This window comes from Marivirga atlantica (genome assembly GCF_016734805.1).
Lineage (GTDB): Bacteria > Bacteroidota > Bacteroidia > Cytophagales > Cyclobacteriaceae > Marivirga > Marivirga atlantica.
Window position 1 is genome coordinate 147,882 of sequence record NZ_JAERQG010000003.1, and the last position, 23,471, is coordinate 171,352.

Below are 23,471 nucleotides of genomic sequence, written 5' to 3' on the forward strand. Positions count from 1 at the left end.
ACCCAATTAATTCATGAATGTTTATACCGACTGGCTAAAAACCTTTTTTTCACTAAGCTTATTATTAGCAAGATACGGATCAAAGACAACACAAATATTCCTGATGAAGAGCATACCTAATTCAGTTACATTTAAAGTATTGCCCTCAATTATTAATAAGTTATCATCCTCCAATGGCTTCAAATTGGCTCTTGCTTCATCTAGCCTTTCTACTTTATCTTGAAAATCATAAAGCCCATTGCAAATCAACTTAGATATAATTTCACTGGTTTCAACCTCCTGAAAATTCATCAAATGTCCTTTAATAATAGGTAGCTTATGGTTATTTATACTCTCCTGATAAGCTTCTACGGCCTTTTCATTTTGAACGAATGCATGCTCAGAGCTGCTGATGGAAGAACAACCTAATCCAATCATTTGCTTGCTATTATCAGTAGTGTAGCCCATAAAGTTTCTATTAAGCTTGCCTAGTTTTTTGGCAATAGCCAGCTCATCTGATGGTAAAGCAAAATGATCCATACCAATCTGCTCATAACCCAGATCTAGAAGTTGATCTTTTGCAAACAGATAAAAAGAAAGCTTTTCTTCGGGTGCTGGTAAGTTACTTTCATCGTAACCGCGCTGACTTTTACTTACCCATGGCACATGGGCATAACTGTATAGTGCTATTCGTTCAGGTTTGTATTCAGCCACTTTTTCTATAGTGGTAGCAATACTCTCTTTGGACTGAAAAGGTAAGCCATATACTAAATCAAAATTGACAGACTCATATCCCAGGCTTCTAGCATCCCTTACTACCTTTTCTACGTTTTCCTCTGGCTGAATTCTGTGAATAGCTTTTTGTACTTCGAAAGTAAAATCCTGTACGCCATAAGAAACCCTGTTAAAACCTAACTCTTTTAAAGTACTAAGATGCTGATAAGTGGTATTATTAGGGTGTCCCTCAAAGCTGAAGGAATGATCTTGTACTAACTCCACATCTTTTAAAATATGGCTTATTAAATCCTTAAGGTTATCAGGACTGAAAAAAGTGGGTGTTCCACCACCCAGATGAAGATATTTCAATTGCGGCTTATGATTGAAGGAATTTTTGTAAATAGTCCACTCCTTTTTTACAGCCTCAATATAAGGATGCTCCATTTCATGCCTCTTGGTAATTCGCTTATTGCATCCGCAATAGGTGCATAAGCTTTCACAAAATGGCAAATGAATGTAAATACTTAAAGACTTATCCTCAGCAATTCTAATATCCTTATTAAGCACACTCAGCCATGTTTTTTGGCTCATTACTGCATTATTCCATTGGGGTACAGGCGGATAACTCGTATACCTGGGAATGGCCTTATTATATTTTGAAATAAGAGACTGAATCATTTATCTTTTTTTAACAAAGATAGATTTGCCATAAATGGAAAAACCTGATAAAAATCAGGTTTTAAAATGAGTGTATTTGAAAATTTAGAACTCCTTAATCGTCCTCCTCTTTAGTGGCTTCTTCGTTACCAGACTCTTCGTTTGGAGCATCTTTTTGTTTTTTCTTCTTATCAGCTTTATCCTTATTAAACAGTCTTTTGAAAAATCCCTTAGGTTTATTTTGAGTTGAATCAGTAGCTTGAGCACTTCCCTTGCCTTCCTGCTTAGCCGCAGCCGAATCTCGCGCAGCTGATTGTGCCAGTAAGACATCATTTCCAACTAGCAGCATGTAATTCACGAAATCAACATTGTAATTGAACCGCTTAGTATTAGCCCAAGGGTCTTCTGATACAGTAAGATTTACGGTGTCAGCAAGATCACGCAAAGTATCAGCGTCAAATTCTGCCCTTTCTTCGGGCGGTCCTACGTTTAATAAGGAATCTATTTCTTCACTATAAACATCAGATTGATCAACTACAAGCAGTCTCTCTTGCTGCCAATAGCCATAATCTCTTTCTCGTAAGCCATATATATTCTTCTTGAGCTTTGTGGTATTAGAAGCTTCAAGTATTAACGAATCACCTTCAAAAAATGAAAATTTATTAGCTTGCTTTTTATCATCTAGTATGTATGTACTTTGATAGGCAGCACATACCATTTTATCTTTGCACGAGCTTAAGATAGTTAAAACTACTACTGATAATATGGTAAATACCTTATTCAATTACTTTAATTGTCGATAGATAGCTGCATGCACATAATCTACCCATTCCTCATACATTTTTGCTGAAGGATGTAAACCATCTTTAGCTACATATAATTCACTAAACTGTGCTTTTAAAGAAATTGGAGTTATGTCGTAAAAATGAACCTCATATTTCTCACAAATTTCCTGAGCAAGCTTGTTGTAACTCTCCAGTTCTGTTTTAATTTTTTGAATATCTTTATCGTTTTCTTTTGCAAACGGAGTAACACCATAATCCGGTATGCTTAAAACAAATACTGATTTACTTTTTTCACCTGCAAATGCTAAGGCCTTTTTCAATAAAACTTCAAATTCCTTCTTGTATTGTTCAATAGGATATCCTCTATACTGATTATTCACACCGATCAACAAACTGACTACATCATAATCAGCCTCTAAAAGAGTTTCTTCTTCCTTTTTCACAGCATCAAGAAGCTCATCTGTAGTCCATCCTGTAGTAGCTATTATCTTGTCACAACTTACTTTTAAGCCGTTAGCTGATAATGTATTAGCCAAAACTACCGGCCATCTTTCATCTGATTCAACTGCTTCCCCTATAGTATATGAGTCACCCAAAGCAAGGTATGACTGTTGGTTCTGAGACATACTTTTAAACGATACACCTGTTAAACACAAACATAAAAGTACACTTAGTATAAGTTTTTTCATAATTTTTGCTATCAATACTGTTAAGTCTGTCTGAAAATATTCATATTTAATTGCCAACAAATTACGTGATTATATATTTAAATGAATGCATTGGTATGGTATTTATATGCCTTTATCGAAAAAAAGCCTTGAAATAGTGTACTGATAGATATTTTAAAATTACAATTAGTTCAAAGTCCAAAGGAAATAATATATTTACTTTGGTATTATAAGTAAATATATTTGTGAAGTACTTTTTTAGCATATTAATTTTATTTACATCAGCAGTTTGTACTGCGCAGGAAAAGATTACTACAGAAGAACTACCCTCTACCGTAAACGGTCGATATCAGGATGTTAGACCCATTATTTCTGATGATGGCTCTGTGCTCTACATTAATAGACGGTTTCATCCGGGTAATATTAAAGGTGAAAAAGACTTTCAGGATGTATGGGAAACCCGTTCAGGGGCAAACAACAGTTGGTCAAAACCAAAGAATCTGGGTGAACCTTATAATGATAAAAAAGCCAATGACTTGGTACGGGCCAGTGCCAGTGGAGATTCATTAGTCTTTGTAAATGCTGATTATAAAGGTGTAGGCTCCACTTTAGCCCTTTTTTACAAAAACGAGAAAAGAGCTCAGGAGATGGAGATTGATGGTTATTATAATAAAAGTCCTTATGTAGATTTTGACGTCAACTTTAAGGACAATGTTATTCTAATGGCAGTTGAAAGAAAAGACACTGAAGGTAATCAAGATTTATATTATAGCATTTACCAACCCAATTCTAAAACTTATAGTACCCCAATGACCATGGGGAAAATCATTAATTCGAATAAAGCCGATTTTGCTCCTTTTTTAACAAATGATGGTTATACACTATTCTTTGCAAGTTATAGAGATGGTGGTCAAGGCGGTGCAGATCTTTACATGAGCCAGAGACAAAGTGATGCCTGGGATGACTGGAGCGAACCTGAGAATTTAGGAAACATCATCAATTCACCTTACGAGGAAACCTTTGTATCCATTGATCCTAGCTTAAACTATCTGTATTATGATTCTTATCCTTCTGGGGCATCGAACAGAAATATCTGGAGAGCAACATTGTCAGAAGAATTGAAAGCCAAGATCAAAAAGGGAGGCAAAAAGAAAAAAGTGAATATAGCCGGTGTTAACGCTTCAACCGATGCTCCATTAGTCGCTAATTTCGGACAAATTGATTCTACAAAAAAAGATTCAAACATACCTGAAATCGATAGCACTACTATTACCGCCTCAGAAACATCATCTGTTTTTTCAGGATCAATTGCTAATAATGATGAAACCAGTGGTGCCCTTGAAGAGGATGTAGTAGCAGTTGAAGAGACTGAAGTTGCAGCTCAAGAAGTACCAGAAGATTTAACCTTCTTCGAAAAAATAGGTCAGAAATTAGGGATTGGCGTGGCAGATGAAACAATAGAATTACTTAACGCTGGTAAAAAAGGAAAAAAGATAAACAAGAATGTTTACTTCAAATTTGATTCAGACAAGCTGCAAAGCAAGTTTAACGGACTTCTAAGTGCCATAGCTAAAGAAATGGAGGCTAATCCTAATTACAAATTAATGATAGAAGGACACACCGATGGCATTGGTGGTGAAGATGTAAACAAAGACCTCTCTTGCCGAAGGTCAAGAAATGTTAAACAGGAATTGGTTGATTTAGGCATAAATGCTAACAGGCTAGAAATCAGTTGCGAAGGTAAGGAAAGGCCCATTGCCACCAACGATGATGAATTTGAAGGAAGGGAACTTAACAGAAGGGTTGAATTCTATTTCTTTTAATTATTCTCAATCAATGGTGACTCTGGCAAATCGGGTTCAACAGCAGCAGCTTCCGGCTGAGCAACTATTAAATAAACAATTAAGGTAGTTATTGCCACAGGAACTCCAATCGTAGCAACCACTGGAATTCTTCTTTTAACTTTAAAATATCTGCTTTTAAAAGGTTCTTCTTCTGAATCTAGTTTTTTGATTTCAAAATAATAATTGCTTCCGACCTTTACTGATTTCGGAATAGTAAAACGTTGACGATTATTATTGAAAAATGTACTATCTATTGTAGCAATCTTTCCTCTTTTACCTAGCTGGTATAAATTCAAACTCAATCGTTCATAAACTTCTCCCCCATCCCATTTTAATTCATACTCCTTTCCTTTCTTAAACACCTGATTACGATCAAGGTCTTCAATTATAATAGGGATTGATTTTTCCACTACTTTTACTTCCTCAAAACTTTGTAAATTATCTTCATGAAGAAACACTGAGTAGATTTTACTAACCGGTAGTCCGTTTTCTTGCAACTGAATACTTACATAGAAATCGATGGTTTCATTATAGTTAACAGCCTCTTTTTCATTTTTGTAGAAATAGGTTCCATCTATCACCCTATCCGCACTTACTTTTACAAAAAAGCGCTGGCGTTCTTTATCATTGTATATTTTACTGGTTTTGAAATTGCTAAACACCATCTTCAGGCCCTCCCTGTACCTTGAGCTAATATCGTCAAAATAAGTAGTCAGTGGATCGATATTTTGATCTCTCTCTGCAGGTCGTCTTTTAGGAGGAATAAGATCATTGTAAACGTATATGCTATCCTTCTCAACTGATTTAAGCAATTCAGCTTTGTAAACATCAAGTAATTCGGCATCTGATTCTGATGCTAGTAATTCTAAGTATCTGGTATAGTTTTCTACTACTTGCTGAGAGGCATTAATGATAACAGTTTCATTTGCCTTACTGATAGAGTTTTGAGCCAACGATAAACGAACATTAATAAGTAAGAATGCTTGTAATAAACCGATATAGATGATCTTTTTTCTCATTTCTTAAGCAGTTTATAAGTTTCACTTATTGGTTTTCCATCTATTTCTACCTGTAAGATGTACACACCTTTTATTAATTCCGTTATAGCCTCATCGTTAAAAATAACCTCATGATACCCTGAATTCAATACCATTTTACGCTTGTAAATCAAACTGCCATTTAAGTCGTAAAGCATAAATTGAAGATTAAAAGTCGAATTACGTTCTGGTAAACCTAAAACTGCAGTAAAGTCCTTTTCAAATGGGTTAGGATAAAGTTGTTGAAGATAAATGTCTAGAGGTTTCAAGTGTTTTATTACTTCATCTCTATCACCTTTAATCAATTGAATCTCAGCAATACCAGTTTTATGAATCTCATAAGTCGATATTTCTTTCATATTGATTAAGCTATTGGCACTAACATCATATAGCCAAAGATATGATTCTTCAGGTAAATAAGCCTGATCCCATCTCAAAGTAACACTTTCCTTCCCCTGATTACTTACCTGGAAGCTCCACTCCTTAATATTCACAAAATCTATCCCTCTGAAGTCTTGAGAAAGTAGTTCATTGGTGTTTTGACTGAAGAAAGCGCCAAAATCAAATAAGAAATCAGGTAATAAATGCTGATCATAGTTATCCAATCCCTCTTGAGCACTTTCCAATTCACCTATAGCAAATAAGTGATATGCCAAGTCTTTCTTTGAGACTGAAATTGGTAAATGCCATTCTAATGGATTGCTTAGTTTTGGAGTTAAGCTTGCCGCAAGTCTATTGGATGTTTGAGTTTGATAAGGGATAACTATTTCAACATCCGAACTTCCGTTATATTTAATAAAGCCTCCTTGGTAAACCTTAAGTACTGTACTATTCGAAAACGTACCATCCTGATAAATGATTAATTCTTCCGCTTCGTTTAGTGAAGGATTAGCAGCTTCAACATTTCTCCAATCTAAATCAAACAAATAAGGGTTTCCTATTTGATTCCATCCTGGCTTTAAAGTGATTGTAAAAGGAGCTGAAGTAACATCTACAGTTTGCCCCTGAACCAAGTTGATACTTTGGGCTTCCTTCATAATTACCCAATAGCCTTCTCCGGGATTTACTTCATTAAATGTCGTTGGTCCATATTCTTCAGTAACGCCTTTATCATTACTGTAGCGAAACATTCGCCACTTTTTAATATTAGCTTGATTTCCATTACTCGGCAAATCTTTGAAAACGAAGCTTACATCATTTGGATTAAAAACATACGGAAGGCTAATTATCTGATAATCTTCTATGCTCGTACCAAAGTTAAAAAATGATGAGGCATCGGTATTTACACTATCTGCTTCTTTTAAGTATTTACCTATCCTCTTGGTATCAGAGTAAATAGTATCACCAGAAACATCAATTATTTCAAAATAATATTGAATGCCCAATGGATCATCATCAAACTCCTCCTCGGTAATAGTAGATTGGTAAAAACCATTTAAGAAAGAAATTTCACCTTCTCTAAATGTTCCAGATTCCGTAATTCCCTTTCTATAAAATTTAATAGCATCCATTGTACAGTCATCACGCAAGGACACTCCAACATCTACTTTATCCGTTGCCTGGGTTAATTCAATATATGGTGGCGTTGACTCTTCCTGGATATCAATTCCTCTTAGTACGTTAAATTCAGTTCCAAATTCACTGGTTCTGTCATCTGTTGTTAAACTAATTGAGTATGTTCCTGATATACCTTCAGGAACTGTTAATCTTATCTCCTCAGCATTGGTTGAAATAACATCAGAAGAAGCCACAGTTATATCTCCAAATTTTAAAGTCATTTGACTAAACTCATTTTCAAAGTTATTGCCACTGATAGTTACTTCAGTACAACTGGTGCCAGATAATGGTGAAATATTAGTGATTTCAGGAGGAATTATCTTTCTGAAATTCTCATTATTTAATAGTGTTTTACCGCGTAAGCTTGCAGAGATTGGATGTACGCCACGCTCCAGTTCAATAGGAACCTGAAAGGCAAAAGTTGAGTCAGTCATTTCAACAACATCACTTACACTAATCTGAGCATCACCTATTGATACTTCCCATTCAAAGGGAGAACTAGACTTGCTGAAACGTCTACCCATGAATTTTACAGTATCACCACTCTCTCCTTCAAGACCTTGAATGGAAATAAACTGCTGATAGTTTATTGTTAGTGTATCCGTTCTATTTGACAAGCCTGCTTTGTCAATTATTTGGAAATAATAGCGCAACATATCCTTTCCATTAAAGACAGAGCTATTAATTGTTCTCCTGATAGTTTCATCTTCAGCAACTATTCCAACACTATCCCACTCTTGATCAGTTGAAAAATGAAAGTAAACCGTATCGATGGCACACAATTCGCGTATTGTAAATCCCACATCAACACCAGCATCTAATTCTGCCTTACTCACATAATTTACGTGACTCTGATTAAGGATATCAGCACCAGATAAGGCAAAGTATTTAATATTGAAAGTATCTATTCTATCATCAGTTTCTACTGAAACTGAAAGGCTATCACTAAGTCCTGCAGGCAAACGTAAAATAAGTGTATTATTACTGGTAGCCACTACATTTTCAGCTTCTACTAGTGTAGCATTTAATCTGATTTTAACATCTGATTGATTATTGCTGAAGTTATTACCTCTTATAGTAATATTATCACAAGTTTTACCCGTTAAAGGACTCACTTCTGTAATACTTGGTGGAATAATCATCCGGAAAGTTTCAGGAGCTTCGACTGTTTGCCCCTGCACTGTCACACTTACTATGGCCTCTCCTCTTGGTAGATTATTAGGTACAACAAATTCAATAGTTGAATTACTTAAGCTAATTATATTGTCAACATCAATAAGAATACTTCCTATTTTAACCTCGATCTCTTCTTTTAGATCAGGAAATTTATCTCCCGCAATTCCCAGAACATCTCCAGCTTCACCTTCAACAACTGTGAGTTCATTTATTGTCGGTAATGTTAAAGCTTCAAAAGTAAATATCTCTTCAGAGGTTCCTTCCTGATCATCATATATAATCCTGATAGGAACTGGTTCCCGGTTCAAGCCGGCCGGAACTTCTACAACCAATTGATTTCTACTATCGCCAGAACCAGTAATTTGCGCCTCAAATTGCCCGAAATAAACACGATTTAGACTGGGTACCTTCCCAAAATTCTCCCCATAAATAGTAACGGTTTCACCAGCATATGCTTCATAATTATCCATTCCAGAAAGTGAGGGAGGATCATATTTTGGTAATACAAATCTCTGCCAATAAACATTACCAGCGTCCAACCATGATACCAGATAATTATTTTGATCACTATTATAGGCAACATCTTGAATTGAACGATTTAGGTTTGGTATAGGTATTTCATCATTATATACCAAATTGTTATCCACAACATCATAACCTTGGGCTAAACTTCCCAATATGAGATCATTAAACCAGAATAAAGCATATTCATTTCTAGAAGCATTATATAAAGCGTGAGGTTTAGAGGAACCAATATCCACTCCACCTTGGTATTGTGCTACACTCAGATTATTAGGCACCTTTTCGTACACTATACTAGGGGTAGATGAATTGATAACTGTTATATTTCCCCCCACAATTTCGTAGTTGAATAAGTAATTAGTACCTGAAGAACTTAGACCTTGTGAGAAATACTGCTGAAAGGAAAGGAAAGCTTTTCTGGTAATTGGATTATAGGTAAGCTGAGGAGAAAAAGCATATCCATAATAATGAGAGTTTGCTGATGCCAGTTTATTGAGATTAGCATCTATTAAATCTAATTGAACAGCACTAGATTGTCCATTAACAAATAGCGATATTTCAAAATCAGAAGTTGACGGATCAGAATTTTCAAGCATAGCCACTAAATATTGTCTACTATGATCAAGCTTCAACACATCAAGGTCGTGTAAATGCTGTATCCCACTCATGTCTATTGGTTGATTATCAGATATTGCAAAGGTTGATCCAGAAACATCTAAATTTAGTTTAGCACCGACTGCGTCTTCGCTGTAGGCATTTCTCGCTAAGTATACTACTGGAAATTTGTTACCGAAACTTGATTCAGGGCAATCAAACTCAAGACCATTTATATCAAAAGGATCAGTGATTATTTCTGTTTCCGGAATGGCTACTGACAGATTACTTGTGTTATAGGTTTTTGCAAAAACATTATAATTATTGCTTGATATCCTTTCTTGCCATAGTATTGTCAGTTTAGTATTACTCTGATTAAGCACCATTTTTGGCTTGCTAAAATCTCCGGTACTTTCGTTTACTTTAATGGAAACTGATTCCCGTTGTAAATTTTTACTATTTATTATATTTAAATAAAGATCATTAGAAACCTCACTTATCATATAATACTCTTCAGCTCTTTTATCATAAATGGTTGTCACTTCACCACTGCCTTCAATAAAATTAACGGCTTCATCACCTTCTGTTACTTCAAAAGATTGTTCCGGTGCAAAGGCACTTCCTGAAAAGCCATTATTAATTGCTTGAACGCTCCAATGATACAATCCTATAGGCAAATCTTTAATTAAAGTGGAGGTAGCCGGATAAACATTACCATTCAAATACGTTTTTAATGTGCCATCATGATGGGCATTAACAGTTTTAATGGTATCCAAACCTCTTCTAATATAAACATTATAGAATAAGCTGGCTGAATTAGCCTTGGGATCATTTGAAGCACCCCATTCTAAAAGAACATTACCAGCTTCTGATTGGGTGCTTTTTAAATTGGCAGGGACAGATGGGGATTGAGCTGTATTTTCTGAAATATTTTTTAAGATCTTTGAAGATCCCCCTTGTAAACTAATTATGTCTAGTTTTCCATGATTATAGAAATCACCAATAATTAATTTAGTGTATTCTTCAGCCAGTTCAATATACTGAACAGGTTGTAGTTCACCATCAACGAGATTTAATAGCTTTAAAACTGCATTTTCGAACACTACCTTTTCTATAACTATTACTTCCTGAACGCCATCATTATTCAGATCATAGACACCGTGTATGTCGAAAGCATCTGTATCTATGTAAGACGCGTTAAGATAGATTTCATCTAAGCTTTCGAAAACATTATTTGTGTTTCTATAATACCAGTAATAATAAGGAGGTGCACCATATTCATATTCAATTACTTTGTTAAGTAATTCAACTTCACCATCTCCATCAAGGTCAGATTCCCACATTTTACCGAAGTTGGTTCCTCCTGTGGCGTTAAACAATTCATGAGTTCTTACAAAAGTGCCTGATCTATTGGTTGTAATGATATTATTGGCGATAATATCCAGATCACCATCCTTGTCATAGTCCGAAAAGAAGGTATTAACTCCCAAGTCAGGGGTAGAAGCAACTTCAAAACTCTTAGACTCATTTTGGATATAAAGTTCTTCATTTAACACATCCAGATCACCATCCTGATCAATGTCTGCAACTGCAATATTATCATTATTACCTCCTAGCGCAGCAGCAGCATAGTTGAGTGTTCCATCTTCATTATAATAAATAGCATTATAAGTTATTAAATCCATAAAGCCATTGCCATCTATATCTGCCCAGGTACCATTTCTACTTGTAGAAAAATAACTTGTGCTAAAACTTAGTGTATTCTCAATTCCATTATTTCTGAATAGTGTATTTCCCATAAGGAAATCCATGTCTTTATCATTATCTATATCTACAGCAGTTGTAATGAGGGTATTGGCCAGCCCGGTACCAAACGGATTTCCACTTTGTAATGCTAAAATTGGTTTATATTTAAGTTTGGCTGAATAATCCTGCGTCTCTCCATAACTATAGTTGCCACAGGCAATTACATTTGTAGTATTATATGCTAAAACTACTCGAAGCATAAAAGCTTCATCATAATTCACATTATTGGGTACCTGTATTTCAAAATTTCGATTGTTTGTTACCGTACTGTTAGTTGACTGGAAAGCCTTCTCGCCAACATCATCAAAGTCCTTATCAGCATTCCAATCAATGAAAATAGCCATATTAGCATTTGAAGAACCATTACAGGACCCTAACTTTATGTAGCCTGATAATTTTTCACCAGGAATAATGTCTATAGTAATGTCTGTAAAATCCTGATAAGTTTGACAGCTACCGTCATTAACATAATCTACTCCCTTTAAATTAAATTTATCTATAAGCTCATAAGAAGCATTAGTAGCTGCAGATGCACAATAGTCCGAAGGGTTAACAGTTTGAGCCAGGAGGTTGAAAGAAACACCAATGACTAAAATAGAAGTTGTTACAAATCGAATATATTTATTTCTCGCCATTAGTCATTCGATTAAAACATTCTTTGTTCCATTTTACTTTTTTCTTCAGATGTAACAGCTAACAAATTACTTATTAACCAACCTGAATTACTTCGTTCTCTTCTAAATTCATCTAAAACCATTACATAGCCTGGAATCTGGAAAAAGTAATACTTAATATCTTTTATATAAGAGAAACTTAACCTACCCTTTGCCACATATTCAAAGAATTCTTCCATTTCAGCACTCTTTCGCCTATTATTAAATTCAGCACTATTGGGCTTAATCAAATGTCTGAAATTTATAAAGTCAGTTCCCTCACTATTTGGGGGTAATAAAATATTGGGTTTGGAGGTAACGTAGTCCCAGCCTAAAGCTTCGCATTTAATGGCTTTGATAGTCCAGGCTGACCTATTGCCTTTAAAACTATGATTAGCCATAACAGCCTGCATACGGTATGATTTACCATCAAAACTAATATCCATCTCCAAGCTGGCATACCAGTGGCTATCATAAAAACTTAAGAACACGGCTTGCTCTTCTTGATTGGCTTCCTTTATGAATGATTGAACATTTGTTAAATATTCTTCATTGGCACGCTCAATCATTTCTAAATCAAATAATGAAAGTAGTGCCTTACTTCTTCCGTCTGGCATTTCTGCACCCATTGCTTTTTCATATGCAATTCTAAATGGGTCCTTTTCATCATAGTTAAATCTATCAATGAATTGATCAATACTTTTAATGCTGAAAGTAAAATCACTTACAGTTTTTACATCATCTATTTGAGCCACGCTGCTAAATGAAGCAAGTATTAAAAGACTTAACACTATTTGCTTAATCCTTACAATCATCGAGTCTCTTTTACATTAATATTACCTAGTTTAGCCGGATAGAGTACAACCGCTTTGTCACCCATTGTCACCGTATCAGGTTTGATGATTACATCAATAGCCTTGGTTGTTTTATCTTGATAATCAGGCACATCACTTTCACTATCATAGTAAATTTTAGTATCCTGAAAAATAAAGGCTGTTGCATAAAACTTGTCATCCATTCCTCTTCGGATATCTGTAAGCTGGGTAACTTCGTAAAAAGTAATATCTACTTTTTCTGCTTTTATAGCATATAGTCTATCAAAATAGGTTCTTACAGGATAATCCTTCACCTGTGTTTCTCCATTTCTGATGTATGAAACCTGAACAACATTGTTATTACTTTCAAATAACTCGATGGTCTGATCAATAGCGTCCCTTCTTAGCTTATCTTCTATCTCTTTATCGGCTATCATTGATATATAGTGTTCTAGCCGCTTAACTCTTTTAAGTACAGATTTTTTGAAGTAATTCATCAAATCTTCTGATATAACTACTTCATCGGTTGAGCCAGACTCTTGCGCTTTTACTGAGTTAAAACTCAGAAAAGCCAAAAACACAATTAATAGCGCTTTAGGTAAGGGATTATTCAGTTTATAATTCATTCACTTTCAATAAAAATGCTCTTAATTTTTTCGTTCTGGTCTAATTCCTGACTGATAACTTTTACTTCAATATCCTTTAATGTAGCCAACCGATCTAAATAGCTTTCTATACTGATAGATTCATCCAGCATGTTATCAATCAGTATATTTACCCTTACATTACTAGAGGCAAAATGACTTAATATCTCATTCTTAACTTCATCTTTCTCGGATGACAGCAAACCATAACCGGTAATTTCATTTACGCTAGTGGCAAAATTAAAAGGTATCTGGTTTTTAAATACGATATTTTGATAACCAGCAGCTTCTTCCGGCTTAGTTTCTTCAGGAGATTTAATAAAGTAGAAGTCTCCTAAAAGACTGCTATTTTCCCACGGTATTTGCTTTTCCTGAGATATGGTAGCTACTTTTCTTCGAGTAGCTTTAAAAACTTGTTCAATGCTCAACCCAGGTGTTCTAATAGCTTTTATTAATTCTTGAGTATACAATCCATTTTTACCTTCACCATCTGAAGCTACTCTTCCTGGTGCAGTTGAAAAAGCTATAATTGAACCTGTGGGTGCAGAAGCAGGCTGTGCTAAACCACCACCGCTGAGACTTCTATAATCGGAAGGAAAAGGATTATTTCTACAAGCATCAAGAATGATAATATTAAGTGGGTTTTTCATAAATCCGAGCATGCGCAATACACGATCGCTTTCCATGCATTCATCCTCAATTTCATAGGAGGCTTCCATATCGGCATCAATAGGAACGAGATAATTAGTACCACTTTTTTGTAAGCCATGGCCTGAGTAATAAAAAAGAGCTATGCCAGGGTTTTCTTTTATCTTTTTCCCAAATTCTCTAACTGCCTCTTTCATGCCTTCATTGGTGAGGTCATAGGCAACGATTACATCAAATCCCACTTTGGATAAAGTCTCCGCAAGGTCTTTGGCATCATTTACAGGGTTTTTCAAAGCTCCAACCTCATAATTGGTATTACCGATTATTAAGGCCGTTTTGTTTTCATGATCTTGACAAAAAAGCAAAATTGGTGTTGCGAGAAACCACAACAGAAAGGTAATTGAATAGAGCTTATTAACATGAAAACATGAATACATGTTATAAAAATACAAATATTATTTTGTATTCATAGCGGAACATAATATTAAAATAATTGGTTAACAGCGAGTTGCAGCAGGAAATTAATCTTTGAAACCAAACTCAGCTTTTACTTTTTTCGGCAAACTAGCTACAATAAGTTCATAACTATGATCTATTAATTCTTTAATAAGCTTATCTCCTACTGAGCCATCCATTAGAATAGTATTCCAATGCTGTTTATTCATATGGTAACCTGGAATAATTGAGCCATCATATTGTTCTCTTAACTGTACAGCTCTTTCAGGATCGCATTTCAGGTTTACACTGGTGAAAAGGTCTACATCTGCCAGGGCAAACATTTTATTGGCTACCTTGAACACCAGTGTATTATTGTCGAATGGGAAGCCTTCAGTTGTGGCCTTTTTACTTAAACAATATGCTCTGTATTCTTCTATGTTCATCTCAGGAAAGCACGAGATATCATAATAATCAAAGCGACTAGGAATAGAATGATTGATATCTTATTAATACCGTGCATCATTTTCAGGTTGGTATTACTTGGGGCATCAGGATCTTTCCTTATAAATAACCTTGTGAAATAATTAGTTACTTCTCCAAATTGAAAGTATGATTTCCAGCCTGCGTTCTTATTATTATCTTCTTGCATGAATTCTTAATTTGTGTAGCAACAAGTCTAAGCCTTCTCAGGTTCAAGCCAGTTACCATCTTCTCTAATTATTTCTATTAATTCATCAACAGCCTTTTCTGAAGGCACTCCTCTTTTCATCACTTCCTGCCCTTTATAAAGCGTTATTTTACCTTTTCCGGATCCCACATAGCCGTAATCTGCATCAGCCATTTCACCAGGACCGTTTACTATGCATCCCATTATTCCAATTTTCACACCTTTTAAATGATTTGTTCTGGCACGAATCATAGCAGTTGTTTCCTGCAAATCGAAAAGTGTTCGCCCACATGAGGGGCAAGAAATATATTCGGTTTTTGATATACGTGTTCTGGTCGCTTGAAGAATATTAAAAGCTGTTTCATTAACAACCTTATCTCCTCCACAATTTTCAGCAGCAATGAATATTCCATCGCCCAAACCATCAATAAAAAGAGCACCTATATCGCTTGCTGATTTCAATTGCATTTCTTCAGCAGATAAATTCTGATAAGCTCTTCCTATAACCACAGGAGCCTTACAATCTCTATTCATAAGCTCCACAAACAACCTACGTTGTTCGGCCATCCCATGTTTGTTATAAGTATCAATGAGTAAAACTGCTGTATCATCATTATTCAGTTTCTGAATAAGTGCTTCAGTTAGATCAGGAAGTGTGCAGTAAATAAAATTTAATTTAGGATGCTGCTCTACATCTAACAGATAATCTTTAGGATTGATGAAAGGATATCTTCTTTCCTTGTTCTTTTCCTCCAACCAGGTTTTATGCTCATGAACTAAACCGAGCGTTCCAGGAATTTCAAAATCAACCTTTAAGGTATTAGTGAAAACATAATCACAGGCAAAATCGGAAATTGACCATTTATCTAGAGGAACCGAATAATGATAACCAACTCCAAAGAGTGAAGCTGGGGTGATTTCCTTTTTTGTAGAAAAATCAGCCATTACAACAGGTACCTCGTGTGCACCCATATTTGCTACCTGTTTTGTTTCCCTTCTATGGTATTCAAAAGGATTGCATGGCATTCCTTCTATTTCAGGAATAGGCTCATGTTCAATTCTTTCTCCGTAGGGTGCTGCTAACATGCGAGCCACAGGAATTTCAAATTCAGGCTCTTCAGTGAGAGAAACTCTAATTGTATCACCTAAGCCGTCTTCCAACAGGGTGCCAATACCAACCGCAGATTTAATTCTACCATCTTCAGCCTCTCCTGCTTCTGTTACACCTAAGTGAAGCGGATATGGCTTTAATCCTTCTTCATCAAGCTTATTAACCAATAAGCGATAGGCCTGAACCATCACTTGCGGATTACTAGACTTCATTGAAACAACTATATTATAAAAATCTAAATCTTCACAGATTCTTATAAACTCCAAAGCCGATTCAACCATGCCAAAAGGTGTATCACCATAGCGGCTCATAATTCTATCAGAAAGAGAACCGTGATTTGTGCCGATGCGCATGGCTGTTCCATGTTCTTTACAAATCTTCACTAAGGGCTGAAAGCGTTCTCTTATTCTATCGAGTTCAGCCTGATAGCTCTCATCAGTGTATTCAATGTTTTCAAACTTCTTTTTATCAGCATAATTGCCCGGGTTCACACGGACCTTCTCCACAATCTTAGCCGCTAGCTCAGCTGCATTAGGTGTGAAGTGAATATCGGCCACTAAAGGTGTATCATAGCCCTTTGCTCTTAAACCTTTCTTAATTTCTCTGAGGTTCTCAGCTTCTTTAAGAGAAGGTGCTGTAATACGAACTAGTTGACAGCCAGCTTCAATCATCCTTATAGATTGCTCAATAGAACCCTCAGTGTCCATCGTGTCAACAGTGGTCATAGATTGCAACACTATGGGACTGTCTCCTCCTATGGTTACATTGCCAACCTGAACAGGAATTGTTTTCCTTCTACTATATTTTACAAGGCTGTTACAGTAATTCTGTAAGTCTTTAACCGGAATATCCATAATAATTTATCAGCTAGCAGTTTAAACTTCAAAATAAGGAAATTGTTAGTATAACAACTATTTTTCAAAGCTGAATTTTAATGCACCAATTGATATTAATTTTAGAACAAAAAAGAGCTTGCTAGATTATTTAGCTGAACATTAGATAAAATGAAAATAGAATACATCAACCTTAACAATAAAAAAATTAAGAACTGTTTCAGCTCCGTTTATGAGCAGTTTAACGCTTTGCATCACCATCAAATGATAGTAGAGCAAAAACGCGTAGGTAGTTCCACTATGCAGGCTCAGCCCAAAATTGCTTTGTCGGAAATATTTTCAAGTAGTAGAAATTATAAAATAACAGTAGGCATTTATATAAAAGACAGTAACAAAGCACATGTTCACGATTTGCCCGAGGAAGTACTTAAAGGATGGTTCGCTCATGAATTAGGACATGTAGTAGATTATGAATCATACACTAACTTTGGTATGATCAGCTATGGCATTAAATATTTGACTTCTAAAAGCTTTAAAAAGGAAGTCGAACACAAAGCTGATGAATATGCCATTAATCATGGTTTTGGTCATGAGATCATTGAGGCTAAAAAATATATTTTAACTAGCCCTTTATTCAGCGAAGACTATCAAAATATTATCAGAACTTTTTATATGCCGGTAAAACTGGTTGAAGAAAAGCTGAGAAGTACCAAAAGCTAATTAAGCCCAGCCTAATTTGAGAAACTCCTCGTACACTTTTAATCCTAAATAGGCATCAGTGGCAGCATAGTCTAGCTGAGCTTGGGTAAGTTGCTCACGCTCCCAATTTGAGGTTTGTTGAGCTTTTGAGATTCGTTTCTTTAAGAATATAGCGGTAAGGTTCTTTGCTCCTATCTGCCTCACTCCATTTTCTGATGCTATCGTGCTTATATCTTCAAAACCCTCAGGTTTAAATTTCCGCAGTTTTTGTAAATCCTTTAAGTCATCACGAATGGCTGCACCAACTTTTATGATGGAGGGGTCTTCAAAAATTCTTACCAAATCACCAGGGAAGCCACATAATAAGTTTCTAATGATAAACACTTCATCGTCTGTGGCTAGCTGTATTACTGAAACGGGATTATAAACACCCTTCTTAAAAGCAGGTTTCGCTTCTGTATCGAAACCTAAAATATCCGCTTTCCACAATTTAGGAATTACTTCTTCCCAGTCCTTATCATCTTCAAGAATCGTAATCTCCCCTTCAAACTTCCATAGTGGAAGCTCATTTATTTCCTCTTTGGTAATTTCCATTAATTCACTCATTTATCAGTAAATCTTCTGATTTTGATGTTGAGGTATGCAAATAAGATAGTCATAAAAGGACTTATGATGTTGAAGAAACAATAAGGAGCATAAACCCATGTTGATACTCCCAAAACAGAAGACTGCGTGGCACCACAGGTGTTCCATGGAACTAAAACACTTGTTACCGTTCCTGAATCTTCCAGTGTTCTACTTAACACCTCTGGTTTTAAACCTCTTTCTTTATAAGTATCAGCAAACATCCTTCCCGGTACCACAATGGCTAAATATTGATCTGATGCCGTAATATTGAAGAATACGCAAGTACCTGCTGTTGAAGCTACCAAAGAGCCTGTTGAATTAGCTAATTTAATAATACTACCTGTGATGACTTTAAGCATCCCTGTAGATTCCATAATACCTCCGAAAATCATAGCACACACGATCAACCATATCGTATTTAGCATGCCGTACATTCCGCCTGTTGAAAGCAGTTCATTCACCATAGCATTTCCGGTAGTAATACTTACATCTCCATACATAGCCACCATAACAGCTTTGTACGAAGCCTCAAAAAAGTTACCTGTAACACCTGATATCACTTCGATTATATTAGGTTGAAATATGATAGCAAAAACGCCACCGAGTAATGTTCCTATAAGTAGTGCAGGAATGGCCGAAACCTTTTTAACAATTAGAAAAATTACGGCTGCAGGCACTAAAAACAACCAGAAATTGATATTAAATTTTTCCTGAATTGACTGCTGAACGAGAGCGGTCTGCTCGATATCCGCTTGCCCGCTATTCATTAAACCCCATATCAAGAAAATAATCAATGTAATCACAAATGTTGGCCCTGTTGTAAAGGCCATGTATCTGATGTGGGTGAATAAGTCGGTTCCTGCCATTGCAGGAGCAAGGTTGGTGGTATCACTTAAAGGCGACATTTTATCACCGAAATAGGCTCCTGATATAATGGCTCCTGCTACCACTCCTTCACTCAACCCAAGAGTCTGTCCGATACCTAAAAGTGCCACACCTAAAGTAGCAATTGTACTCCATGATGAGCCAGTGGCTAGTGAAACGATCGCACTTACAATACAGGCAGCAAACAAGAATATAGTAGGGTTAAGAATTTCTAAACCATAGTAAATCATAGCGGGCACTATACCACTAATGAGCCAGGTACCCGCCAATGAACCTATCAGTAATAATATAAGTATTGATGACATTGCGGAGCTTATGCTATCCACAATACCATCGAGCATGTGTGACCATTTATATCCAAGCCTGAGAGCTACTATTGCTGCAATACCTGCAGATAATATAAGGGCGATTTGATTAGAACCATCTAAGGTTCCATCTCCGAAATAATATACATTTAAACTAAGTAGGACAATTAAAAATAATATGGGAATAAAAGCTTGAAATAAACTTGGCAGTCGCTGCGAATCCGTCATCTATATATGTTCAAATAGGTGTATTCAAAAATTTCGATTCGAAATATAATAAAAAATTAATATTGGCTGATAAGTAATTCGCTTATTTCCGCTCCTACCTGAGTACCAATCGCCACTCCCATTCCACCAAGTCTTACCCCCATGGCAATATCATCATTTATCATTTTCACAATTGGTGCTTTGGTTGCCCCGAAAGCCATGATACCTGACCACTCCATATCCCATTCAACCTGTTGATCAGGCAGAATCATTTCTTTTACATCATTTTGGATCTGTTCTTTTATCTTGTTATTGATACCAAACTGATCAGTATTTTCAACGGCCATATCCAGGTTTCTACCTCCACCTATCAACAACCTATTACCTACATCTCTGAAGTAAAAATAGCCCTCATCGTAATGAAATACACCTTTAACAGGTAGGTTGTCAATCGGCTGGGTAATCATCACCATCCCTCTACCCGGATTAATATCTTCCCGTGGATAAAATTTATGAGCAAAAGCATTTGTACATATGGCTAGTTTATTTGCCTTAAAGTGTACTTCGTCCTGAACAGGCCCTTTGGCGATAACTTCACCATTTCCCTCCACTGATTTTACTTCAACTCCGGTATATATATTAATACCCAACTCACCACAAAGCTTCCACCATGAGCTTATCATTTTTCCTGTATCTATCTGGCCTTCAAACTGATTACTCACAATGGTATGCACACTTTTTTTATCAAACCCGAAAGACTTAACCAATTCAGGCTCGTTATTAAAAACTACAGATTTAAAGGTGCCTCTGAGTAGGTTGTTAAAATAATCTATTTGGTCTAATACCGCTAACTCTTTATCTCTGATTAGCTCAAAACCTCTATTCTGTTGAAAATCTATATTTTCTTTACCAAGAATAGATTGAAGCTTCTGTAAACCATCCCACCTTTTCTTCACCAGCTTCACAAGATCATCCTCACCAATATTGGGTAAATCATCAGCAAGTTCAGTTAAACTACCAAAGCAAGCAAAACCAGCATTTTTTGAACTGGCACCGCTAGGAAACATCCCACGCTCTAAAATAGCAATCTTAGCGTGAGGATAATTTTGTTTTAAATGGGAAGCTGTTGAACAACCCACTATTCCACCACCAATGATTATAAAATCGTATTTTGTAAAGCTTTCTCTTTCCCAGAAACTCAGCATGCTTTATAATTTTTGTCGTAAGTTTGAACAATTGTAAGTGAGTGTATTTTAAAAAACGTGCACTCATAACATATGATCATTAAAATAAGATACCAATGAATTTAAGTGCCATTATAGAAAAGGCGAAAACCTCTAATTTCTATCTATGGGTTTTAAACAAAGGCCTAAATTATACGATACCTTTCAATAAACCACATGGTTTTAAAATTACATCAGTTGAAGATGATACCATTAAAACAAAGCTTCCTTTTAAAAGAAGAAATTTAAACCACATTAAAGGTATTCATGCCTGTGCAATGGCTACCATTTCGGAATACACTACAGGTTTAATGATCCTCTATAAACTGGATAATAAAAAATACAGAATTATTATGCAGAAACTTGAAATGGAATATCATTTTCAGGCTAAGATGGATGCCATAGCTAGTTTTTCCATTGATGAGAAGTGGGTAAAAGAAAAAGTTGAAGAACCTTTACAGAATGAAGATGCCGTAGTCATTCCGTGTGTAATTAAGTTGCATGATACTAAAGGCAATCATTTAAGTACAGGAACAATTTATTGGCAAATTAAGCCTTGGGATAAAGTGAGAACGAAGTTGTAATAAGGCGGCTGTATGAATGATGATTTACGAATTACGGTTTTTGCTAAACTCGTAATTCGCAAATCTGCAATCTAAAATCAGTTGTCTTCAGGAGGGCAACATCTGTCGTTGCAACGCTCTCTAATCATTTCATAAGCTTTCAGATCACCAAGCTCACCTGCTTTGCTTAAATCTAAACATCCTTGAGTTCGCTGTCCGTACTCTAGTCTTAAAACTCCTCTCAAGAAATAAGCATCCACATTTTTTGGATCTTTCTCAATGATTTTTGTACAGTCATTAATGGCATCTTGATAAGCCTCTAATTGCTGCTTAGCCTGACCTCTTTTATAATAAGCTTCAAGGTTATTTTCGTTAAACTCAATGGCCTTGGTATAATCATTAATAGCACCATAATAATCCTGAAGCATGTATTTGATATTACCTCTTTCGAAGTAAGCCTCTGAAAAATCACTTTTTGCATCAAGTGCTCGGTTGTAATCTTGCATAGCACCGTGTATGTCAGAAAACTTCTGCTTGATGTTACCACGCATGTAGTAGGCTTGGTGCGATGAAGGATCAGTTTCTATAGCTTCATTGAAAGCCACTATCGCCTCCATGTATTCTTTTGCTTCGAACTTCTTAATTCCTAAGTCGATATATTCTTCAGCAGTTTCTTGTGCTAAGGCTGATAGACTTACACTGAATAAACAGATTAGTAAAAAGGATGCTTTCAATATTTTTGTCATTGCTTAATTAAGTTTTTCTAGTCTTGGTTCATCAATAATGCTGCCAATCTATAAAAGAGCTAACAAATAAAAACTCCTTTCTTTTCTGATTTCTTACTTCAGTTTCGGAAAAGCCATTTTATAATCAGCTTTTACCTTGCCTTTACTGATGTTAGTCAACTTGCCTTTCAGTAAACGTTTCTTTAAAGCAGAAATATGATCGGTGAAAAGTATTCCTTCAATATGATCATACTCATGCTGGATAACACGTGCAGTAAAGCCATCAAACTCCTCAACATGTTCGTTAAAGTCTTCATCGAAGTACTGAAGTTTAAGGTGCTCTTGACGGAAAACATCTTCTCTTATGTTTGGAATGCTCAGACAACCTTCTTCCATTGCCCATTCTTCTCCTGCCTCCTCAATAATCTGTGGATTGATGAAAGCCTTCTTTACCTTCGGCTCATCACCATCATCAATAGGATCGGTATCAATTACAAAAAGTCGCAAACTTTTACCTACTTGAGGAGCCGCCAAGCCCACACCATTGGCATTATACATGGTTTCAAACATGTCATTAACCAATTGCTTGACATCTACCTCTTCAGGATCAATATCCTTGGCTTTCGTTTTAAGCACCGGATGTCCGTAAGCTACTATAGGGTAAATCATAAATTAATTCTCTTCTAAATATTGTTGCAAAATTATTGCTGCACTCACTTTATCAATGTTGCCAGATTTTTTCATTCGTTGTTTCTTTCTGGAGCCGGCAGCAATCATGGATTGGACAGCCATTTGTGAGCTAAAGCTTTCGTCCTGCAAATGTAAGGGCATATTTGGAAATTTCTTCCTGAATAAATTAATAAATACCTTTACATGTCTGGTGGCATCGGTTGCCTCACCCTCCTCATTGGTAGGATATCCGCAAACCACTGCTTCAACATCCTCCTTATTAAAGTAATCTGTTAAAAATTGAATGATATCTTTTGAATGAATGGTATCTAAAGGGCTGGATATTATTTTCAGGGGATCAGTAGCAGCAAGTCCAACCCTTTTCGTACCATAGTCAATGGCGATTATACGTGCCAT

The 23,471-nt window shown here is 35.9% G+C and carries 20 protein-coding genes; 3 read left to right on the plus strand and 17 right to left on the minus strand.

Going from position 1 to position 23,471, the window contains the following annotated elements:
• Window positions 1-21: 21 nt before the first annotated feature.
• The 3 genes from hemN to JKP34_RS12370 form a co-directional block, all read right to left on the minus strand.
• On the minus strand, window positions 22-1,374 hold the full coding sequence (gene hemN, locus JKP34_RS12360) for an oxygen-independent coproporphyrinogen III oxidase (protein ID WP_201921834.1): 1,353 nt from the start codon (window positions 1,372-1,374) through the stop codon (window positions 22-24).
• 94 nt (window positions 1,375-1,468) lie between these two features.
• A complete protein-coding gene (locus tag JKP34_RS12365; protein WP_201921837.1) occupies window positions 1,469-2,137 on the minus strand; it encodes a hypothetical protein in 669 nt (222 codons plus the stop codon).
• Entirely contained in the window at window positions 2,138-2,827 is a 690-nt protein-coding gene (locus JKP34_RS12370; RefSeq protein WP_201921840.1) for an SGNH/GDSL hydrolase family protein, read from the minus strand.
• Window positions 2,828-3,051: 224 nt separating this feature from the next.
• Here JKP34_RS12370 and JKP34_RS18360 point away from each other — a divergent pair, with 224 nt between their 5' ends.
• Window positions 3,052-4,629 carry an OmpA family protein gene (locus JKP34_RS18360; RefSeq protein ID WP_201921843.1) on the plus strand — a complete coding sequence of 526 codons (1,578 nt, stop codon included), beginning with the start codon at window positions 3,052-3,054 and terminating at the stop codon, window positions 4,627-4,629.
• Here JKP34_RS18360 and JKP34_RS12380 read toward each other — a convergent pair.
• The 8 genes from JKP34_RS12380 to ispG all read right to left on the minus strand — a co-directional run bounded on the left by JKP34_RS12380 (window position 4,626) and on the right by ispG (window position 17,172).
• The gene (locus tag JKP34_RS12380; protein ID WP_201921847.1) at window positions 4,626-5,669 is read right to left on the minus strand and encodes a hypothetical protein; all 1,044 of its coding nucleotides are present in this window, start codon (window positions 5,667-5,669) and stop codon (window positions 4,626-4,628) included. The two genes, JKP34_RS18360 and JKP34_RS12380, sit on opposite strands and share 4 nt — an antisense overlap.
• The gene (locus tag JKP34_RS12385; RefSeq protein WP_201921850.1) at window positions 5,666-11,977 is read right to left on the minus strand and encodes an IPT/TIG domain-containing protein; all 6,312 of its coding nucleotides are present in this window, start codon (window positions 11,975-11,977) and stop codon (window positions 5,666-5,668) included. The genes JKP34_RS12380 and JKP34_RS12385 overlap by 4 nt, the downstream gene beginning before the upstream one ends.
• 11 nt (window positions 11,978-11,988) lie before the next feature.
• Entirely contained in the window at window positions 11,989-12,810 is an 822-nt protein-coding gene (locus tag JKP34_RS12390; RefSeq protein ID WP_201921853.1) for a hypothetical protein, read from the minus strand.
• Window positions 12,807-13,436, minus strand: coding sequence for a hypothetical protein (locus JKP34_RS12395; protein ID WP_201921856.1), 630 nt, complete (start codon window positions 13,434-13,436; stop codon window positions 12,807-12,809). The genes JKP34_RS12390 and JKP34_RS12395 overlap by 4 nt, the downstream gene beginning before the upstream one ends.
• A complete protein-coding gene (locus JKP34_RS12400; protein WP_201921859.1) occupies window positions 13,433-14,491 on the minus strand; it encodes a caspase family protein in 1,059 nt (352 codons plus the stop codon). The genes JKP34_RS12395 and JKP34_RS12400 overlap by 4 nt, the downstream gene beginning before the upstream one ends.
• Before the next feature lie 132 nt (window positions 14,492-14,623).
• Window positions 14,624-14,983, minus strand: coding sequence for an MmcQ/YjbR family DNA-binding protein (locus JKP34_RS12405; protein ID WP_201921862.1), 360 nt, complete (start codon window positions 14,981-14,983; stop codon window positions 14,624-14,626).
• Window positions 14,980-15,189, minus strand: a complete 210-nt coding sequence (locus JKP34_RS12410) for a DUF6728 family protein (protein ID WP_201921866.1) — start codon at window positions 15,187-15,189, stop codon at window positions 14,980-14,982. The genes JKP34_RS12405 and JKP34_RS12410 overlap by 4 nt, the downstream gene beginning before the upstream one ends.
• Before the next feature lie 27 nt (window positions 15,190-15,216).
• Complete coding sequence (gene ispG, locus JKP34_RS12415) at window positions 15,217-17,172, minus strand: (E)-4-hydroxy-3-methylbut-2-enyl-diphosphate synthase (RefSeq protein WP_201921869.1); 1,956 nt, start codon at window positions 17,170-17,172, stop codon at window positions 15,217-15,219.
• Window positions 17,173-17,322: 150 nt separating this feature from the next.
• Here ispG and JKP34_RS12420 point away from each other — a divergent pair, with 150 nt between their 5' ends.
• Window positions 17,323-17,871 (plus strand): hypothetical protein, encoded by a 549-nt coding sequence (locus JKP34_RS12420; RefSeq protein ID WP_201921872.1) that lies wholly within the window; start codon window positions 17,323-17,325, stop codon window positions 17,869-17,871.
• Here JKP34_RS12420 and JKP34_RS12425 read toward each other — a convergent pair whose 3' ends face one another.
• From JKP34_RS12425 to JKP34_RS12435, 3 genes are read right to left on the minus strand one after another with little or no spacing between them, the layout of a single operon-like run.
• Window positions 17,872-18,456, minus strand: coding sequence for a 3'-5' exonuclease (locus JKP34_RS12425; RefSeq protein WP_201921875.1), 585 nt, complete (start codon window positions 18,454-18,456; stop codon window positions 17,872-17,874).
• Window positions 18,453-19,895, minus strand: a complete 1,443-nt coding sequence (nhaC, locus tag JKP34_RS12430; protein WP_201921878.1) for a Na+/H+ antiporter NhaC — start codon at window positions 19,893-19,895, stop codon at window positions 18,453-18,455. The genes JKP34_RS12425 and nhaC overlap by 4 nt, the downstream gene beginning before the upstream one ends.
• Before the next feature lie 56 nt (window positions 19,896-19,951).
• The gene (locus tag JKP34_RS12435) at window positions 19,952-21,079 is read right to left on the minus strand and encodes an NAD(P)/FAD-dependent oxidoreductase (RefSeq protein ID WP_201921881.1); all 1,128 of its coding nucleotides are present in this window, start codon (window positions 21,077-21,079) and stop codon (window positions 19,952-19,954) included.
• Window positions 21,080-21,174: 95 nt separating this feature from the next.
• On the opposite strand from JKP34_RS12435, the gene JKP34_RS12440 reads away from it, so the two are divergent.
• Entirely contained in the window at window positions 21,175-21,681 is a 507-nt protein-coding gene (locus tag JKP34_RS12440) for a DUF4442 domain-containing protein (RefSeq protein WP_201921884.1), read from the plus strand.
• Window positions 21,682-21,758: 77 nt separating this feature from the next.
• On the opposite strand, the gene JKP34_RS12445 is transcribed toward JKP34_RS12440, so the two are convergent.
• From JKP34_RS12445 to ruvX, 3 genes are all read right to left on the minus strand, one after another.
• Complete coding sequence (locus JKP34_RS12445) at window positions 21,759-22,406, minus strand: tetratricopeptide repeat protein (protein WP_201921887.1); 648 nt, start codon at window positions 22,404-22,406, stop codon at window positions 21,759-21,761.
• A 93-nt stretch (window positions 22,407-22,499) separates the two neighbouring features.
• Complete coding sequence (gene def / locus JKP34_RS12450) at window positions 22,500-23,054, minus strand: peptide deformylase (protein WP_201921890.1); 555 nt, start codon at window positions 23,052-23,054, stop codon at window positions 22,500-22,502.
• A 3-nt stretch (window positions 23,055-23,057) separates the two neighbouring features.
• On the minus strand, window positions 23,058-23,471 hold the full coding sequence (ruvX, locus tag JKP34_RS12455; RefSeq protein WP_201921892.1) for a Holliday junction resolvase RuvX: 414 nt from the start codon (window positions 23,469-23,471) through the stop codon (window positions 23,058-23,060).